Consider the following 16591-nt stretch of genomic DNA (forward strand, 5'->3'; position numbering starts at 1 on the left):
GAGACCACCATGGACATGACCGATACCTCGAAGGCGACCGCGGCCGCCCCTCCACTCAACCCGACGCAATGGGCCGCGCTAGGCCGTATGGCCGACCGCTATGCGCAGGCCGAAGAACTGGGCAGTTTTGCAGTGAAAAACCTCGGCGGCGAAATGACCGAAGCGGTGCTCACGCTCACTGAACTGGTGCAAGACCCCAAGCTGCTGCCAGCCGTGCGCGAGCTGCTCGCCACCCTCGTCACCCTCTACGAAGTGGGCGCTTTGCGGCAACTGCGCGATAACGCCATCCTCGCGGCAGAGGGGCTGCGCGACACCGACCTCAACGCCACCATGACGAAGATGCTCAAGCTGCCCGACAGAATCAGCGCCGTGATCGATCAGGCCAGTCAAGCCTCCGACGAAAAACACCTCGGCGGCTTCGGCGGCCTGATGCACATGCTGCGCGACAAGGAAGTGCAGCACGGCATCCAAACCCTGGCCCGCATGGCGGGGGCGCTGAACAACAACGACCCTGACAGCAAGGGAGCTGCGGGGCATTGAAGCCCGAGTCTTACCTCAGGCTTGCGGGGACGCGGTCAATTCAGCGCGCAGGCGGTTTTTCAGAATCTTGCCGGTGGCGCCCAAGGGAATGGCCGGGACGAAGACCACATCGTCCGGGATCATCCATTTGGCCACCTTGCCTTCGTAGAACTTCAGCAGCTCGTCGCGCTCCAGCGTGTTGCCTTCGCGCTTGACCACGACCAGCAGCGGCCGTTCGTCCCACTTCGGGTCGGGGCGGGCGATGCAGGCGGCCATGGCCACGGCAGGGTGGGCCATGGCGATGTTTTCCAGTTCGATGGAGCTGATCCATTCGCCGCCGGACTTGATCACGTCCTTGGTGCGGTCGGTGATCTGGATGTAGCCGTCGGCGTCGATGGTGACCACGTCGCCCGTGGGAAACCAGCCGTCCTGCAATGGGCTGGGCGCCTCGCTGCGGTAGTAGTCGCTCGCAATCCACGGCCCGCGCACCAGCAAGTTGCCGGTGGATTTTCCGTCCCACGGCAGGTCGGCGCCGTTGCCGTCTACCACCCGCACATCCACCCCGAAAATCGGCCGCCCCTGCTTGACCTGAATGGAAAATTGCGATGCTTTATCTAGTGCCAGGTGTTTGTTTTTCAGGCTGCACAAGGTGCCCAGCGGGCTCATTTCGGTCATGCCCCAGGCGTGCAGCACGTGAATGCCGAGTTCCTCCTCGAAGGCGCGGATCATGGCCGGGGCGGCCGCGGCGCCGCCGATCACCGTGCGCTGCAAAGTGGGAATTCTGACTTTGTTGTCGCGCATGAAATTGAGCAGTCCGAGCCAGACGGTGGGCACGCCGGCGGCCAGGGTCACGCCCTCGTCGCGCATCAGTTCGAACAGCGATTTGCCGTCGAGCGCCGGGCCGGGGAACACCAGCTTGGCACCGGTCAGCGCCGCCGCGTAGGGAATGCCCCAGGCGTTGACGTGGAACATGGGCACCACGGGCAATACGCTATCGCGCGCCGACAGGTTCATCACATCGGGCAGGGCGGCGGCGTAGGCGTGCAGCACGGTGGAGCGGTGGCTGTAGAGCACGCCCTTCGGGTTGCCGGTGGTGCCGCTGGTGTAGCACAGCGAGGAGGCGGTGTTTTCGTCGAACACGGGCCAGGCGTAGCGGGTGGGTTGCGCTGCGAGCAATTCGTCGTAGCTCAGCACCCCTGGGATGGCCTCGGCCAGATCGGCGGGCAGGGCACCAGTTTCGCACAGCGCCACCCAGTGTCTCACCCCAGGGCAATGCGCGGCGATCGCCTTGGCAATGGGGGCGAAGGTGAGATCGAAGCACACCATGCGGTCGTCGGCATGGTTGATGATCCACGCAATCTGCTCGGGGTGCAGCCGGGGGTTGAGGGTGTGCAAAATGCGCTCGCTGCCCGACACCCCGTAATACAGCTCGAAGTGCCGGTAGCCATTCCAGGCGAGGGTGCCCACGCGGTCTTGCGCCGTCAGCCCCAGCGCGTCGAGCGCGTTGGCGCACTGGGCGGCGCGCTGCTGCACTTGGGCATAAGTGGTGCGGTGAACATCGCCCTCTACCCGGCGAGAGACGATTTCGGTGTCGCCGTGATAGCGTGCAGCGAAATCGAGCAACCCGGAAATCATCAGCGGATGGTTTTGCATCAGTCCCAGCATGGCAGTCTCCTGTTGTGTGATGTTTACCAATTGTTGCACTGCCGGGCTGAGAGGTGCATGACAGGGTATTCACTGGAGTTTGCGATCATTGCGTCTGCCACTCTCGCCACCCTGCCCATGACCGTTCCCGTTTCTGTTTTTGCACCTGGCCAATCCGGCTTGATCTGCGGCTATCTGTTCGATGCACAGGGGCGCGGCCAAGCGCTGGACCTGTACCAAGCCGAGCGTTGGTTCGGTGATGCGGCGCCGACGGACGGGGAGTCTTTCGTCTGGCTGCATTTCAACGCGGCCAATGTCACCGCTGAAAAGTGGTTGCTGGCGAACCTGCCGCATGCCGCGCATTGCTTCGAGACCCTGCGCGAGGGGGTGCGTTCCACCCGGCTGGAAGTGGTGGATCAGGCGCTGGTGGCCGTGGTGAACGATGTGGTGTACGACTTCGCACAGCGCGAATCGCTGCAGGTCTCCACCCTGTGGATGAGTGTGGAGCGGCGCCGGGTCATCAGCGTGCGCATGCAGCCGCTGCGGGCCATCGACCGCCTGCGAATCGCGGTCAAGGCGGGCGAGACGTTTCCCTCGCCGCTGTCGCTGGTCGATCATCTATTGCGCGATCAGGCCGACGAACTCATCGCCATTCTGCGCGGCGCCGCCAGCAAGGTTGATGCCATCGAAGATCAGCTGCTGGCCGGCCGTCTGGGCCGACGCCGGGTGCAACTCGGTGCGCTGCGCCGCAATCTGTTGCGGCTGCAACGCCTGCTGGCGCCTGAACCCGCGGCCATGTTCCGCCTGCTCAGTCGTCCGCCGCAAAGCCTCGGGCCGCAGGACTGGGAGGAACTGCGGCATTCCACCGAGGAGTTCTCGGTGGTGCTGCGCGATCTCGTGGCGCAGCAGGAGCGTATCAAGCTGCTGCAGGAAGAAATCGCCGCCAGCATTGAAGAACGCACCGGGCGCACCCTGTTCGTGCTCACCGCGGTGACGGTGGTGGCGCTGCCGATGAATGTGATCGCCGGCCTGTTCGGTATGAACGTGGGCGGCATTCCTTTCGCGGAAGACAAGGCCGGGTTCTGGACCATGGTGGCCGTGGTGCTGATGGCCTCCGGCCTGCTGGCGTGGCTGCTGTTTCGTCGGCGCGACGACTGACCTCTTTAGCGCGTCACTTCGACCAGCCACATCGAGCCATTGGCCTTGACGCTTTTCTTCGACGACCATTGCGGTTCGAGCACGGTGTGGGCCGAGGGAACGCGAATCCACGCATAAGCGCCGGAGCATTGGTTGTAGCCGTTGTCGTTCTGCCCGCCCAGCGTCCAGCCAGCCGGGGCGAAGTAAGGGTTGTAGGGATCGCGCGCGGAACTGCTGTAGTCCGCCGGGCCCCAGAACGACACCACGATGCTGTCATCCGCGGTTGTTTCCAGCGGGGTGCGCAGGCCGTAAGGCGTGGTGTTGCTGAAGCCCCAAGCGCCGATCTGGCGGGCGCCTGCGACGACCACGACGTAGAGGCTGGCTTCGTCCGCACCATGCCCCGGCGCCTTCACCAGGCTCCAGCTCTGTCCCGCGCCGCCCCGGGCGTTTTCGCTGATGAACAAGGCTGTGCCCGCTTTTTGGTCGGAATAAGTCTGCCCCGGGTTGATCGGCTGAAAGGTGTTGCCCTTGTTGTCGCGCAGCGATTGCAGCGTGGCCGGGCTCTGGGTGAGCACCTGTACCAGCACCAGCGCGCCCTGAGGCGGCGTGTTAACCGGCGGGGTGGACAGCACCGGCAGATCGGTGCCTGCCGAATTGGCGGCGAACGCATGCGCTGCCACGGCAATGCTCTGATGTTTCGAGGGCCCCCAGGGCCGGGCTGCGCCCAGCTCGCCCCCCGTGGGGGTCAAGGAAACTTGGGGCGGCCCTGCGTTTCCTTGAGAGGCGGATGCCGCGGGCGTATAGGCGGTTGCGCCCGCGAGATAGTCAGGCACGCCGCTTGCCCCGGCGATGGACTGGGATGCAGTCCGTTTGCCGCAGCCGGTGAGAAGGAGCGCCGCAGAGATGGCGGCAAAGCACAGCACGGGAACGATTCGTGTCCGCATGGCCCATCCTCCTTCCACGCCGGGCGTGTGTCTTACTCGCCCAGAGCGGCCATGCCGCCGACCACGGCGTGCATGCCGGCATCGACGTGCAGAATCTCCGCGGTGATGCCGGCCGCCAGATCGGACAGCAAAAAGGCCGAGGCGTTGCCGACCTGCTGGGTGTCCACATTGCGGCGCAGCGGGGCGTTGGCCTCGTTGAACTTGAGCATCTTGCCGAAGTCGGCAATGCCCGAGGCGGCCAGGGTTTTGATCGGCCCGGCGCTCACGCCGTTCACCCGCATGCCGCGCGGGCCCAGCGACTCGGCCATGAAGCGCACCGTGGCTTCTAGTGCGGCCTTGGCCACGCCCATGGTGTTGTAGTTGGGCACCACGCGCTCTGCGCCCAGGTAGGTCATGGTGATGAGCGAAGGCATCTGGCCCGCTTCCACCGATTTGATCAGCAGCGGCAACGCGGCCTTGGCCAGCGCGGGGAAGGAATAGGCCGAGATGTCGTGGGCGATGCGGAATCCTTCACGAGAAAGGCCGTCCATGAAGTCGCCGGCAATTGCCTCGCGCGGCGCGAAACCGATGGAATGCACCAGGCCGTCGAGTTGCGGCCAATGGGCCGCCAAGCCGCTGAAGGTGGCCTCGATCTGGGCGTCGTCGCCCACGTCGCAGTCGAACACCAGGGTGCTGCCGAACTCGGCGGCGAATTCGGTGATGCGCTGCTTGAAGCGTTCGCCCACATAGGTGAACGCCAACTCGGCGCCCTCACGGTGGCAGGCCTGGGCGATGCCGTAGGCGATGGAGCGGTTGGACAGCAGGCCGGTGATGAGAATGCGTTTGCCTTGAAGGAATGCCATGATCGGGCGCTTTCAGTTGTGATGCAGTCTTGCAGGGGTTTGCCACGCAGCCGTGGCAAGTCATGCAGAATTCTCGCATGGCACACGCCCTGTCTCGTCCGCTATCTCCCGCCCGCCGCCGCTTGTTGCAAAGCCTGCCGCTGGGCTTGTTTCCGTTTGGGGCGGCGTGGGCGAGTCAGCGGGAACAACAGGCGGAACAACCGGCCTACGCGCTGTACGACCAGCCGAAGTATCCGCCCGGATTCACCCATTTCGACTACGTCAATCCGCAAGCGCCGGTCGGCGGCAGCCTGGTGCTCACGCCGCCCACCGTGGGCGGCAGTTTCGACAAGCTCAACCCCTTCACCCTCAAAGGCAACGCCGCGCCGGGCTTGAACACCCTGGTGTTCGAGACCCTGATGACCGCCAGTTGGGACGAACCCAACACCGTGTACGGTCTGCTGGCCGACGATATTGCCGTGGCGGCAGACGGGCTTTCAGTGCAGTTTCACCTCAACCCGCTGGCGCGGTTTTCCAACGGCGACTCCGTGACCGCGCACGACGTGGCCTACAGCTACAACACCCTCGTCAGCAGCGCGGCCGCGCCGCAGTTCGCCAGTATCTACGCCGACGTGGCCGACGTGGCCGCGCTGGATGAGCGTCAGGTGCGCTTTACCTTCAAGCGGCGCAATCACGAGCTGCCCATTTTGCTCGCGGGCCTGCCGGTGTTTTCGCCCAAGTGGGCGGGCCAGCGCGCGTTCAACGAAGTAATCGACACGCCCATCGCCAGCGGCCCCTACCGCATCGCCCGCACCTCGCAGCAGCGCGACATCACCTACGTCCGCCGCAGCGACTACTGGGGCTGGCATTTGCCCACCCGTCGCGGGCAGTTCAATTTTTCCGAGGTGAGCTACAAGCTTTATCTCGACGGCACGGCGCGGCTCGAAGCCTTCAAGGCGGGGGAGTACGACCTGCTGCAGGAGTTCATCGCCCGCAACTGGGCGCGGCAGTATCGCGGCCCGAAGTTCGACAGCGGCGCGCTGAAAAAACTGGAGCTGCCCAATCACAATCCGGCCGGGTTCCAGGGCTTCGTGGTCAACCTGCGCCGTCCGCAGTTTCAGGACGTTCGGGTGCGTCAGGCGCTGGCGCTGGCGCTCGACTTCCAGTGGCTCAACCGCATGCTGTTCTACGGCGCCTACAAGCGCATCGAAGGCTATTTCGCCAATTCGCCGTTCGACGCGCATGGCGCGCCGGGGCCGGATGAACTGGCGCTGCTCGAACCCTTGCGGGCGCAACTGCCGCCAGAGGTGTTCGGTGTGTTGCCGCGCATGCCATCGACGGCCCCGCCGAACAGTCTGCGCGGCAATCTGCTCAAGGCGCGCGCGCTGCTGGAGCAGGCGGGCTGGCACTGGCGCGATGGTGCGCTACGCAACGCCAAGGGGCAGGCATTGGTGATCGATTACCTCGACAGCCAGGGTTCGATGTCGCGCATCATTTCGGTTTATTCGCAGGCGCTGCAACGGCTGGGCATCACGCTCAACTATCGCCTGGTGGATTTCGCGCTGTACCAGCAGCGCATGGACACTTTCGACTTCGACATGACCACCATCCGCTACGGCGGCAGTACCAGCCCGGGCAACGAGCTGTTCGACCGCTTCGGCTCGCGCGCAGCTTCGGTGCAGGGCTCGGACAATGTCTGGGGTTTGCGCGATCCGGCCGTCGATGCGCTGATCGAGCGCGTGGTGGCGGCCACCTCCATGCAGGCGCTGCAAACGGCCTGCCGCGCGCTCGACCGCGTGCTGGTCTGCGGCTGGTATTCGGTGCCGCAGTGGTACAGCGACACCTTCCGCGTGGCGATTGCCGCACACAAATTTTCCTGGCCGAAGACCTTGCCGCTGTACTACCAGCCAGAAGGCTGGGCAGTGCAATGCTGGTGGGCTAATGCCAAATCCGCTTCCGGAGCGCCGACGTGAATCTCTGGGCCTATATCTTCAAGCGCGTACTGCTGATGATTCCCACCCTGCTGGGCGTGCTCACCCTCACCTTCATCGTGGTGCAGTTCGTCCCCGGCGGGCCGGTGGAGCAGATGGTGTCGCAACTGCGCGGCAAGGAAGGCGGTGCGGCAGGTGAAGCCGCCACGGCGCAAGGCATTTACCGTGGTGCGCAAGGCATCTCGCCCAAGCAACTCGCCGAGCTGCGCCAGCTCTACGGTTTCGACAAGCCGCCGCTGCAGCGCTACCTCGACATGCTGTGGCAGTTCGCGCATTTCGACCTCGGTCGCAGCTATTACCACCACGAAGCGGTGTGGACGCTGATCAAAGAGCGGCTGCCGGTCTCCATCTCGCTGGGCTTGTGGAATTTTTTGCTCACCTATCTGATTTCCATTCCACTGGGCATCGCCAAGGCGGTGCGGCATGGCAGCCGCTTCGATGTGTCCACCAGCATTGCGGTGCTGGTGGGCTACGCCATTCCAGGCTTCGTGCTGGGCGTGCTGCTGCTGGTGCTGTTTGCGGGCGGCACCTGGTTGCAGTGGTTTCCGCTGCGCGGGCTGGTGTCCGACGGCTGGTCGCAATTCAGTCTGTGGCACAAGATCACCGACTACCTGTGGCACATCACCTTGCCGGTGCTGGCGGCCACGGCGGGCAGCTTCGCCATCATCACCATGCTGACCAAGAACGCGTTTCTGGAGGAAATCCGCAAGCAATATGTGTTGACGGCGCGCGCCAAGGGCTTGAGCGAGCGCACCGTGCTGTGGTGGCATGTGCTGCGCAATGCGCTGGTGCCGTTGGTGACGGGCTTCCCCGCGGCGTTCATCGGTGCGTTCTTCGCCAGCTCCCTGCTGATCGAGACCCTGTTCTCGCTGCCGGGGCTGGGACTGCTGTCTTATGAAGCCGTGATGCGGCGCGACTATCCGGTGGTGATGGGCTCGCTCTATCTCTTTACCCTGATCGGACTGTTCACCAAACTGATCGCCGACCTGAGCTATGTCTGGGTCGATCCGCGCATCCAGTTCGGAGCGCTGCGGTGAGCGCCGCCGCGCTGGCGCAGGCGCAGCCCGCGCGCCATCCCTTTCTCACGCAGGGATGGGCGCGGTTCAAGGCGCATCGCCTGGGGCGCTGGAGCCTGTGGCTGTTTCTGCTGCTGTTCGGCCTGAGTCTGCTCGCGCCCGTGATCAGCAACGACAAACCGCTGCTGGTGCGCTATGACGGACGGTTTTATCTGCCGCTGCTGCACAGCTATCCCGAAACCACGTTTGGCGGCGACTTCCACACGCCGACCGACTATCTCGACCCCTACATTCGCGCCAAGCTGTCGGCCCCCGGAAATTTCGCGCTCTATCCCCCCATTCCCTACAGCGCCACCACCATCGATTACTTCGCGCAGCGGCCTTTTCCCTCTTCGCCCTCGGCGCGACATTGGCTGGGCACCGACGATCGCGGGCGTGACGTGTTGGCGCGGCTGATCTACGGCTTCCGGCTGTCGGTGCTGTTCGCGCTGGCGCTCACCGTCACGGGCACGCTGCTGGGCCTGCTCATCGGCGCCGTGCAGGGCTATTTCGGCGGGCGCATCGATCTGTCGGTACAGCGGCTGATGGAGGTCTGGGGATCGATGCCTGAGCTGTATCTGCTGATCATTTTTTCGGCGGTGTTCGCGCCCGGCCTGGCCTTGCTGCTGGTGCTGCTCTCTCTGTTCGGCTGGATGGGGCTGGCCGACTATGTGCGCGCCGAGTTTTTGCGCAACCGGCAGATGGACTATGTGCGCGCCGCGCAGGCGCTGGGGCTGTCGCACGCGCGCATCATGTGGCGGCACATCCTGCCCAACAGCCTGACGCCGGTGGTCACCTTTCTGCCGTTTCGCATGAGTGGGGCGCTGCTGGCGCTCACCAGTCTGGACTTTCTCGGTCTGGGCGTTCCGCCGCCCACGCCCAGTCTGGGCGAATTATTGGCGCAGGGCAAGACCAACCTGGATGCGTGGTGGATTTCAGCGGCAGCTTTCGGCGCGCTGGTGAGCATCCTGCTGCTGCTGACCTTCATCGGTGAGGCGCTGCGCGACGCCCTGGACCCCCGGCACACCGGCGCGGGCCGGGGATGAGCGACATGCCTTCAACCCCTTTGCTCAAAGTACGCGATCTGCAGGTGCGTTTTGGCGCCCAAACCGTGGTGCATGGCGTCGATCTCGACATCGCCACGGGCGAAAAAGTCGCGCTCGTCGGCGAATCCGGCTCGGGCAAGACCGTCTCGGCGCTGGCCTTGCTGCGTCTGCTGGACGGGGCGCAACAGACCGGCAGTGTGACGTTCGACGGGCGCGAACTCTTCACACTGAGCGAGCGCCAGATGCGCGGTCTGCGCGGCAAAGACATCGCCATGATCTTTCAGGAGCCGATGACCGCGCTCAACCCGCTGCATCCGGTCGGGCGGCAGATTGCCGAGGTGCTGGAGCTGCACGAGGCGCTGTCCCGCCGCGCGGCTTGGGCGCGGGCCGTGGAGTTGCTGGGGCAGATGGACATCGACCAGCCCGCGCGGCGTGCGGCGGACTATCCGCATCAGCTCTCCGGCGGCCAGAGGCAGCGGGTAATGATTGCCATGGCGTTGGCTTGCCGCCCCCGGCTGCTGCTGGCCGACGAGCCCACCACCGCGCTCGACGTGACCGTACGCCGCCAGATTCTCGATCTGCTCGACGCCTTGCAGGCCGAATACGGCCTGGCCTTGCTGTTCATCACCCACGACCTTCATTTGGTGCGGCGCTACGCGCACCGCGTGGCCGTGATGCAGCAGGGCAGGGTGGTGGAGGCCGGAACGGTTACCTCAGTATTCGCCGCGCCGCGGCACCCCTATACGCAAATGCTGCTGCGCAGCCGCCCGCGCCGCCTCGTGCAGGAGTCCGAAAAAAATGCGGCGCCGCCGCCCACCGTGCTTCAGGCGCGCGCGCTGAGTGTGCGCTTCGCCCAAAACAGCGGTTTCTGGCGCAAACACTGGCACACCGTGCTGCAGGACGTTTCGCTGGAATTGCCCGCAGGGCAGACCTTGGGCGTGGTGGGCGAATCGGGCAGCGGCAAATCGACCCTCGCGCTCGCACTGCTCGGCCTGCTGCGCCGACAGGGCGGGGAGGTGAGTCTGCTGGGACGCGATCCGGCCCGGTTGTCCGCTGCCGCGCTGCGCCCCTTGCGCGCGCAGGCGCAAATCGTGTTCCAGGACCCGTTTTCCAGCCTATCGCCGCGGCGCACCGTGGCGCAGATCGTCGAAGAGGGTCTGGAAAACCATCGTCCTGAGTGGAGTGTCGTGCAACGTAGCGAGCGCGCCCAGCAGATTCTGGCAGAAGTCGGCTTGCCGCTTTCTCCGGCCGAAATGCAACGCTATCCGCATGCATTTTCGGGTGGGCAACGCCAGCGCATCGCGATAGCGCGGGCCTTGATTCTGGAGCCCAAGGTGCTCATTCTCGACGAGCCGACCAGCGCGCTCGACGTGTCCGTGCAGCAGCAGGTACTTGATCTTCTCGCTGCATTGCAGCAAAGGCATGGGCTGGCCTATGTGCTCATCAGCCACGATCTGTCGGTCATTGGCGCGCTGTCGCACCGTGTGCTGGTGCTGCACCAGGGAAAGGTGGTCGAGCAAGGGCAGGCAGACGCCGTGCTGCGTGCGCCACGCCAGCCCTACACCCAGGCCTTGCTCGCAGCATCCGACCTGGGGGAAGAAGTGCGCCGATGAATGGCACAAGGAATAGGGCAGGAAGAGGGCGCAGAGTACGCGCAGCCGAGGCGCGTTATTGCCAAAAAGTTCCTTCCTCTCTATAATCCACTTTTTTGTTGACCGCAAGAAAATTTCCGAGAATTTCAGACTCAGGTTTTGTCAGACTTTATCTGATGGGGCACAGAGGGCGCAGTTCAGAGCGCAGTTTTCAAAGAAAAAGTAGTCAAAGAGCAGTCGCTTGGCAGTGGCAGAACACCGGGAGAGCGCAGTGTGCGGGCCCGACCACAGCAGTGAGCAAAAACTGGGCGACGTCATCGCCCTTTTTTTTTGCTTGCGCGGCGGGCGATTGACGAGATTTGCGGTCAGGTGATGAACGAAATATTGGCAAACGCATGAGTGCAGCACAGGCAATCGATACGGCAGTCACCAGTCTTGGACTGGAACTCGTGGAGGTGGAGCACCTTCCGCGCGGCTTGCTGCGCGTGACCATCGATCATGCCGACGGCGCCCCGGTGACGGTGGAAGACTGCGAGCGGGTGACCCGTCAGTTGCAGTATGTGTTTGAAGTAGAAAACGTGGACTACGGTCGTCTGGAGGTGTCGTCTCCCGGCTTGGACCGTCCTCTGCGCAAGTCAGAAGATTTTGTGCGATTTGCCGGGTTGGAGATCGACGTCGTTCTTCGCGTGCCGTTTCAGGGTCGCAAGAAGTACCGCGGCGTTTTGCTCGAGCGCTCGCAAGACGACGAGCCGGGGCGTTTTTCCGTCGCCTTGTCGCCGCCTGAGGTGGGTGAAAAAGGCAAAGGCAAAGGCAAACCCGGCGCCGCGAACAAAAAGCCGAAAGCTGTCGGAGCGCCTGTCGCTCCCAAGGCAGAAGAGCAGGACGTGTTGTCCGTCATGAATTTCAGTCTGGCCGAGGTGCGCGATGTGCGCCTGGTGCCTGTTGTCGATTTTGGGAGTGGTCGAAAATGAGTCGCGAGATTTTGATGTTGGTGGACGCCCTGGCGCGTGAAAAGAATGTCGATCGCGATGTTGTCTTCGGCGCGGTCGAGGCCGCGCTGGCCTCCGCAACCAAGCGTCTGTACGAAGGCGAGGCGGATGTGCGCGTGCAGATCGACCGCAATACCGGCGAATACGAAAGCTTCCGTCGCTGGCATGTGGTGCCGGACGAAGCCGGGCTGCAGTTGCCCGATAGCGAAATTCTGCTGTTCGAAGCGCGGGAACAGATTCCCGATATCGAAGTGGGCGACTACATCGAGGAACCGATCGAGAGCATCGCCTTCGGCCGAATCGGCGCGCAGGCGGCCAAGCAGGTCATTCTGCAGAAAATCCGTGACGCCGAGCGCGAGCAGATCCTCAATGATTTCCTGGCCCGCAACGACAAGATTTTCAACGGCTCGGTCAAGCGCCTCGACAAGGGCGACCTCATCATCGAATCGGGCAAGGTCGATGCGCGACTGCGCCGAAGCGATCTGATCCCGAAGGAAAACCTGCGGGTGGGTGACCGGGTGCGCGCGGTGATTACCAAGATCGACCGCACCGCCCGCGGCCCGCAGATCGAAATCTCGCGCACCGCGCCGGAATTCATGATCGAGTTGTTCCGCCTGGAAGTGCCCGAGATCGAGCAGGGCCTGATGGAAATCAAGTCTTGCGCCCGTGAGCCGGGAGTTCGCGCCAAGATTGCGGTGGTGTCGCACGACCGCCGTGTCGATCCCATCGGCACCTGCGTGGGCATTCGCGGCTCGCGCGTCACCGCGGTGACCAATGAACTCGGCGGCGAACGGGTCGATATCGTGCTCTGGTCGGAAGATCCGGCGCAGTTCGTCATCGGCGCGCTGGCGCCGGCGAATGTTTCGTCCATCGTGGTGGACGAAGAAAAGCACGCCATGGATGTGGCTGTGGACGAGGAAAATCTGGCGCTGGCCATCGGCCGCACCGGGCAGAACGTGCGGCTGGCCTCCGAGTTGACGGGGTGGAAGATCAATATTCTCAGCGCCGAAGAGTCCGACGCCCGCAACACCCAGGAAACGCAGAAAATGCGCAGCCTGTTCGTTGAAAAGCTCGACGTCGATCAGGAAGTGGCTGACATTCTCATTGCCGAGGGGTTCACCAGCCTCGAAGAACTGGCCTACGTGCCGATCAACGAAATGCTGGAGATCGAGGCCTTCGATGAAGACACGGTCAATGAACTGCGTGAACGCGCCCGCAATGCCTTGCTCACGCAGGAAATCGCGCGCGAGCAGAAGCTCGATGAAGTCGATCCGGCGCTCAAGGCGCTCGATGGCCTGAGCGCAGACGAGCTGGCCCTGCTGGCCGAAGCCGGTGTGCTCACCCTTGACGATCTGGGCGATCTGGCGACCGACGAGCTCACCGGCATTCTCCGCACCGACGAGGCCCGGGCCGCCGACCTCATTCTGAAGGCGCGCGCGCACTGGTTCGACGCCTGAACCCCTCCGAACCCGCCGCCCGCACTTCACACGTTTCAAGCCGTACTAGGACACACCATCAATGGCCAGTCATACCGTCTCACAACTCGCTGCAGAACTCGGCAAACCCTTGAACCTCTTGCAGGAGCAACTGCAACAGGCGGGAGTCGGAGCGCGCGCGGCAGACGACGTCATCAGTGAGGCCGACAAGGCCCGCCTGCTCGAGCACTTGCGCGCGGCGCATGGTGGTGCTGCTGGCGGCGAGCGCAAAAAAATCACCCTGACCCGCAAGCAGACCAGCGAGATCAAGCAGGCGGACGCCACGGGCAAGGCGCGCACCATTCACGTGGAAGTGCGCAAAAAGCGTGTGTTCGTCAAGCGCGACGAATCCGCACCGGTTGCCGAGGCGTCGGCTGCACCCGAGTCGAACGAGCCGGTGGTGGATGATGCCGAACTCCAACGCCGCGAGGCCGAGGCGCAGCGTCAGGCCGATTTGCTCGCGCGCCAGGCCGAAGAGTTGGCCGCGCAGCGCGCAGCCGAGCAGGAACGTCGGGCTGCCCAGGAGCGCCAGGAGCAGCAAGCCCGCGAGCAGGCCGAGCGCGAGGCTCAGGCGGCCCGCGAGGCTGCAGCCAAGTCGCAACAGCCCGCGATCGTGACGGCCGAGCCGACCGCGCAAATACAAGACAAGCAAGACAAGGAGCCGTCGCAAGCGAGCGAGGCGGCTGCCTCGGCTTTGGCGAGTTCGCAGGCCGCTGCAGCCGAGCGCGCCGCAGCGCAAAAGAAGCAGGACGCCGAAGAAACCGCCAAACTGGCGCAGATCGAAAAGCGCCGCAAGGCCGCCGAGGCGGAAGCCGCCGCCATTCGCGACATGATGGCCCGCCCGCGCACGGTGATGCGCGCCGAGAAACCTGCGGTCAAGACGGCCGAGGCAGCTCCCGTCAGCGGCACCATCAAGGGCACGATCCACAAACCGGCGGCGGGTGCAGCCAAGACGGCCGGGGCCAGTGCCACGGCCGCGCCGGGTACTGCGGCGAAGAAGGACGACAAGCAGGTCAAGTCGGAAAAGCTGTCGTCCTCCTGGGCGGACGACGCGGCGAAAAAGCGCGGTGCGTCGATCAAACCCCGCGGCAATCCCACCGGAGCGCCGGGTGGCTGGCGCGGCCCGAAAACGACGGTTGGGCGTCGCGGCGGACGCAATGATCGGGGCGGTGAGCAGCATGTGCAGGCAGCGCCTGCAGAGATGATCGTGCGCGAGGTGCATGTGCCCGAGACCATTACCGTGGCCGAATTGGCGCACAAGATGTCGGTGAAGGCCGCCGAGGTCATCAAGAGCCTGATGAAGCTGGGACAGATGGTGACCATCAACCAGGTGCTCGATCAGGAAACCGCGATGATCGTGGTCGAGGAACTCGGTCATACCGCCGTTGCCGCCAAGCTCGACGATCCCGAAAACTTCCTGACGGAAGACGGCGAAGGCGCGATGGCCGACGCGGAACAATTTCCGCGAGCGCCGGTGGTCACGGTCATGGGTCACGTCGACCACGGCAAGACTTCGCTGCTCGACTACATCCGCCGCGCCAAAGTGGCGGCAGGCGAGGCCGGCGGTATTACGCAGCACATCGGCGCCTATCACGTCCAAACGCCGCGCGGCATCATCACCTTCCTCGACACCCCGGGTCACGAAGCCTTCACGGCCATGCGGGCGCGTGGTGCGAAAGCGACCGATATCGTCATTCTGGTGGTGGCCGCAGACGACGGCGTGATGCCGCAGACCAAGGAAGCGATCGCCCACGCCAAGGCGGCAGGCGTGCCCTTGGTGGTGGCGCTCAACAAAATCGACAAGCCGGGGGCCAACCCGGATCGCGTCCGCCAGGAACTGATTGCCGAGAGCGTGGTGCCCGAGGAATACGGCGGCGACTCGCCCTTCGTGCCCGTGTCTGCCAAGACCGGCGAAGGCATAGATAGCCTGCTTGAACAAATTCTGCTGCAGGCCGAAGTGCTGGAGCTCAAGGCCCCGATTGACGCCCCAGCCAAAGGGCTGGTGATCGAATCGCGCCTCGACAAAGGCCGTGGTCCTGTGGCCACCATCCTGGTGCAGTCGGGCACGCTCAAGCGCGGGGACGTGGTGCTCGCCGGGGCCGCATTCGGCCGCGTGCGCGCCATGCTCGACGAGTTGGGCAAGCCGGTGACCGAAGCTGGGCCGTCCATCCCGGTGGAAATTCAAGGCTTGACCGAAGTGCCCAGCGCCGGTGAAGAAATCATGGTGCTGCTCGATGAGCGCAAGGCGCGCGAAATTGCGCTGTTCCGCCAGGGCAAGTACCGCGATGTCAAGCTGGCCCGCCAGCAGGCCGCCAAGCTCGAAAACATGTTCGAGCAATTGAACGAAGGCGCGCAAAACCTGCCGCTCATCATCAAGGCCGACGTGCAGGGTTCGCAAGAAGCGCTCATCCATGCGCTCACCAAGCTCTCCACCTCCGAAATCAAGGTGCAAGTGGTGCATGCGGCGGTCGGCGGCATTTCCGAGAGCGACGTCAATCTGGCCATCGCCTCGAATGCGGTGATCATCGGCTTCAACACCCGCGCCGATGCTGGAGCGCGCAAACTGGCCGAGAACAACGGCATCGACATCCGCTACTACAACATCATTTACGAGGCGGTCGACGAGATCAAGGCGGCCATGTCGGGCATGCTCACGCCGGACAAGAAGGAAGAGACTCTGGGTCTGGTCGAAATTCGCCAGGTGTTCCGCATCCCGAAGGTGGGCGCGGTGGCCGGCTGTATGGTGTTGTCGGGTCTGGTGCGCCGCTCCGCGCAGGTGCGCGTGTTGCGCAACAACGTGGTCATTCACACCGGCGAGCTCGATTCGCTCAAGCGCTTCAAGGACGATGCGCGCGAAGTCAAGGAAGGCTTCGAGTGCGGCCTGTCGTTGAAGAACTACCAGGACATCGAAGAGGGTGATCAGCTCGAAGTCTTCGAGATCAAGGACGTGGCGCGCACCCTGTAATGGGCCAGCAGCCAGACTGAGATGAAGCGCGCAACGCCCAACCGCACCCAACGCATCGCCGATCAGATTCAGCGCGATCTGGCCGAACTGATCCAGCGCGAGCTGCGCAACCCGCAGCTCGGGCTGGTGACGCTCACCGATGTGCAGCTCACGCCCGACTACGCCCATGCCAAGGTTTACTTCAGCGTGATCGGCGCCGAGCCAGACACTGCGCGCCAGATCTTGAGCGACAAGGCCGGGTATCTGCATAGCCTGCTGTTCAAGCGCCTGCAGATCCACACCGTGCCTACGCTGCACTTTCTGTTCGATCCGACCACCGAGAAGGCGGCGGAGATGGACGGGCTGATCCGCCAGGCCTTGGCGCAACAGGCCAAAGACGATTGACCCGGCGTGCCGCGCCCGGGTTTTGACCA

Annotated in this window: 13 protein-coding genes; 10 read left to right on the forward strand and 3 right to left on the reverse strand. The window is 64.1% G+C overall.

Translation table 11 applies throughout. The features are described 5' to 3' along the window. Window positions 1-9: 9 nt before the first annotated feature. On the forward strand, window positions 10-540 hold the full coding sequence (locus THI_RS07310; protein ID WP_013105614.1) for a helical membrane plugin domain-containing protein: 531 nt from the start codon (window positions 10-12) through the stop codon (window positions 538-540). A gap of 15 nt (window positions 541-555) precedes the next feature. Here THI_RS07310 and THI_RS07315 read toward each other — a convergent pair whose 3' ends face one another. Continuing rightward, window positions 556-2184: a 3-(methylthio)propionyl-CoA ligase gene (locus THI_RS07315; RefSeq protein ID WP_013105615.1), complete on the reverse strand. Its 1629-nt coding sequence runs from the start codon at window positions 2182-2184 to the stop codon at window positions 556-558. Between the two features lie 57 nt (window positions 2185-2241). On the opposite strand from THI_RS07315, the gene THI_RS07320 reads away from it, so the two are divergent. Then, window positions 2242-3321, forward strand: a complete 1080-nt coding sequence (locus THI_RS07320) for a transporter (protein WP_197535439.1) — start codon at window positions 2242-2244, stop codon at window positions 3319-3321. A 5-nt stretch (window positions 3322-3326) separates the two neighbouring features. On the opposite strand, the gene THI_RS07325 is transcribed toward THI_RS07320, so the two are convergent. Further along, window positions 3327-4244, reverse strand: coding sequence for a hypothetical protein (locus tag THI_RS07325; RefSeq protein WP_013105617.1), 918 nt, complete (start codon window positions 4242-4244; stop codon window positions 3327-3329). 32 nt (window positions 4245-4276) lie between these two features. Next, on the reverse strand, window positions 4277-5086 hold the full coding sequence (fabI, locus tag THI_RS07330) for an enoyl-ACP reductase FabI (protein ID WP_013105618.1): 810 nt from the start codon (window positions 5084-5086) through the stop codon (window positions 4277-4279). Between the two features lie 77 nt (window positions 5087-5163). On the opposite strand from fabI, the gene THI_RS07335 reads away from it, so the two are divergent. The 8 genes from THI_RS07335 (at window position 5164) to rbfA (ending at window position 16562) form a co-directional block, all read left to right on the forward strand. Continuing rightward, a complete protein-coding gene (locus tag THI_RS07335; RefSeq protein WP_013105619.1) occupies window positions 5164-7038 on the forward strand; it encodes an extracellular solute-binding protein in 1875 nt (624 codons plus the stop codon). A 35-nt stretch (window positions 7039-7073) separates the two neighbouring features. After that, window positions 7074-8093 carry a microcin C ABC transporter permease YejB gene (locus tag THI_RS07340; RefSeq protein WP_050986035.1) on the forward strand — a complete coding sequence of 340 codons (1020 nt, stop codon included), beginning with the start codon at window positions 7074-7076 and terminating at the stop codon, window positions 8091-8093. Beyond that, the gene (locus THI_RS07345; protein WP_013105621.1) at window positions 8090-9157 is read left to right on the forward strand and encodes an ABC transporter permease; all 1068 of its coding nucleotides are present in this window, start codon (window positions 8090-8092) and stop codon (window positions 9155-9157) included. Before THI_RS07340 ends, THI_RS07345 begins: the two co-directional genes overlap by 4 nt. Further along, a complete protein-coding gene (locus THI_RS07350) occupies window positions 9154-10770 on the forward strand; it encodes an ABC transporter ATP-binding protein (protein ID WP_013105622.1) in 1617 nt (538 codons plus the stop codon). The genes THI_RS07345 and THI_RS07350 overlap by 4 nt, the downstream gene beginning before the upstream one ends. A gap of 374 nt (window positions 10771-11144) precedes the next feature. Then, window positions 11145-11720, forward strand: coding sequence for a ribosome maturation factor RimP (rimP, locus tag THI_RS07355; protein ID WP_013105623.1), 576 nt, complete (start codon window positions 11145-11147; stop codon window positions 11718-11720). Then, window positions 11717-13195 (forward strand): transcription termination factor NusA, encoded by a 1479-nt coding sequence (gene nusA / locus THI_RS07360; RefSeq protein WP_013105624.1) that lies wholly within the window; start codon window positions 11717-11719, stop codon window positions 13193-13195. The genes rimP and nusA overlap by 4 nt, the downstream gene beginning before the upstream one ends. 61 nt (window positions 13196-13256) lie before the next feature. Beyond that, on the forward strand, window positions 13257-16178 hold the full coding sequence (gene infB, locus THI_RS07365; RefSeq protein WP_013105625.1) for a translation initiation factor IF-2: 2922 nt from the start codon (window positions 13257-13259) through the stop codon (window positions 16176-16178). Between the two features lie 21 nt (window positions 16179-16199). Then, window positions 16200-16562, forward strand: coding sequence for a 30S ribosome-binding factor RbfA (gene rbfA / locus THI_RS07370; RefSeq protein WP_013105626.1), 363 nt, complete (start codon window positions 16200-16202; stop codon window positions 16560-16562). Window positions 16563-16591: the final 29 nt, after the last annotated feature.

The organism is Thiomonas arsenitoxydans (assembly GCF_000253115.1).
GTDB classification, from domain to species: Bacteria; Pseudomonadota; Gammaproteobacteria; order Burkholderiales; family Burkholderiaceae_C; genus Thiomonas; species Thiomonas arsenitoxydans.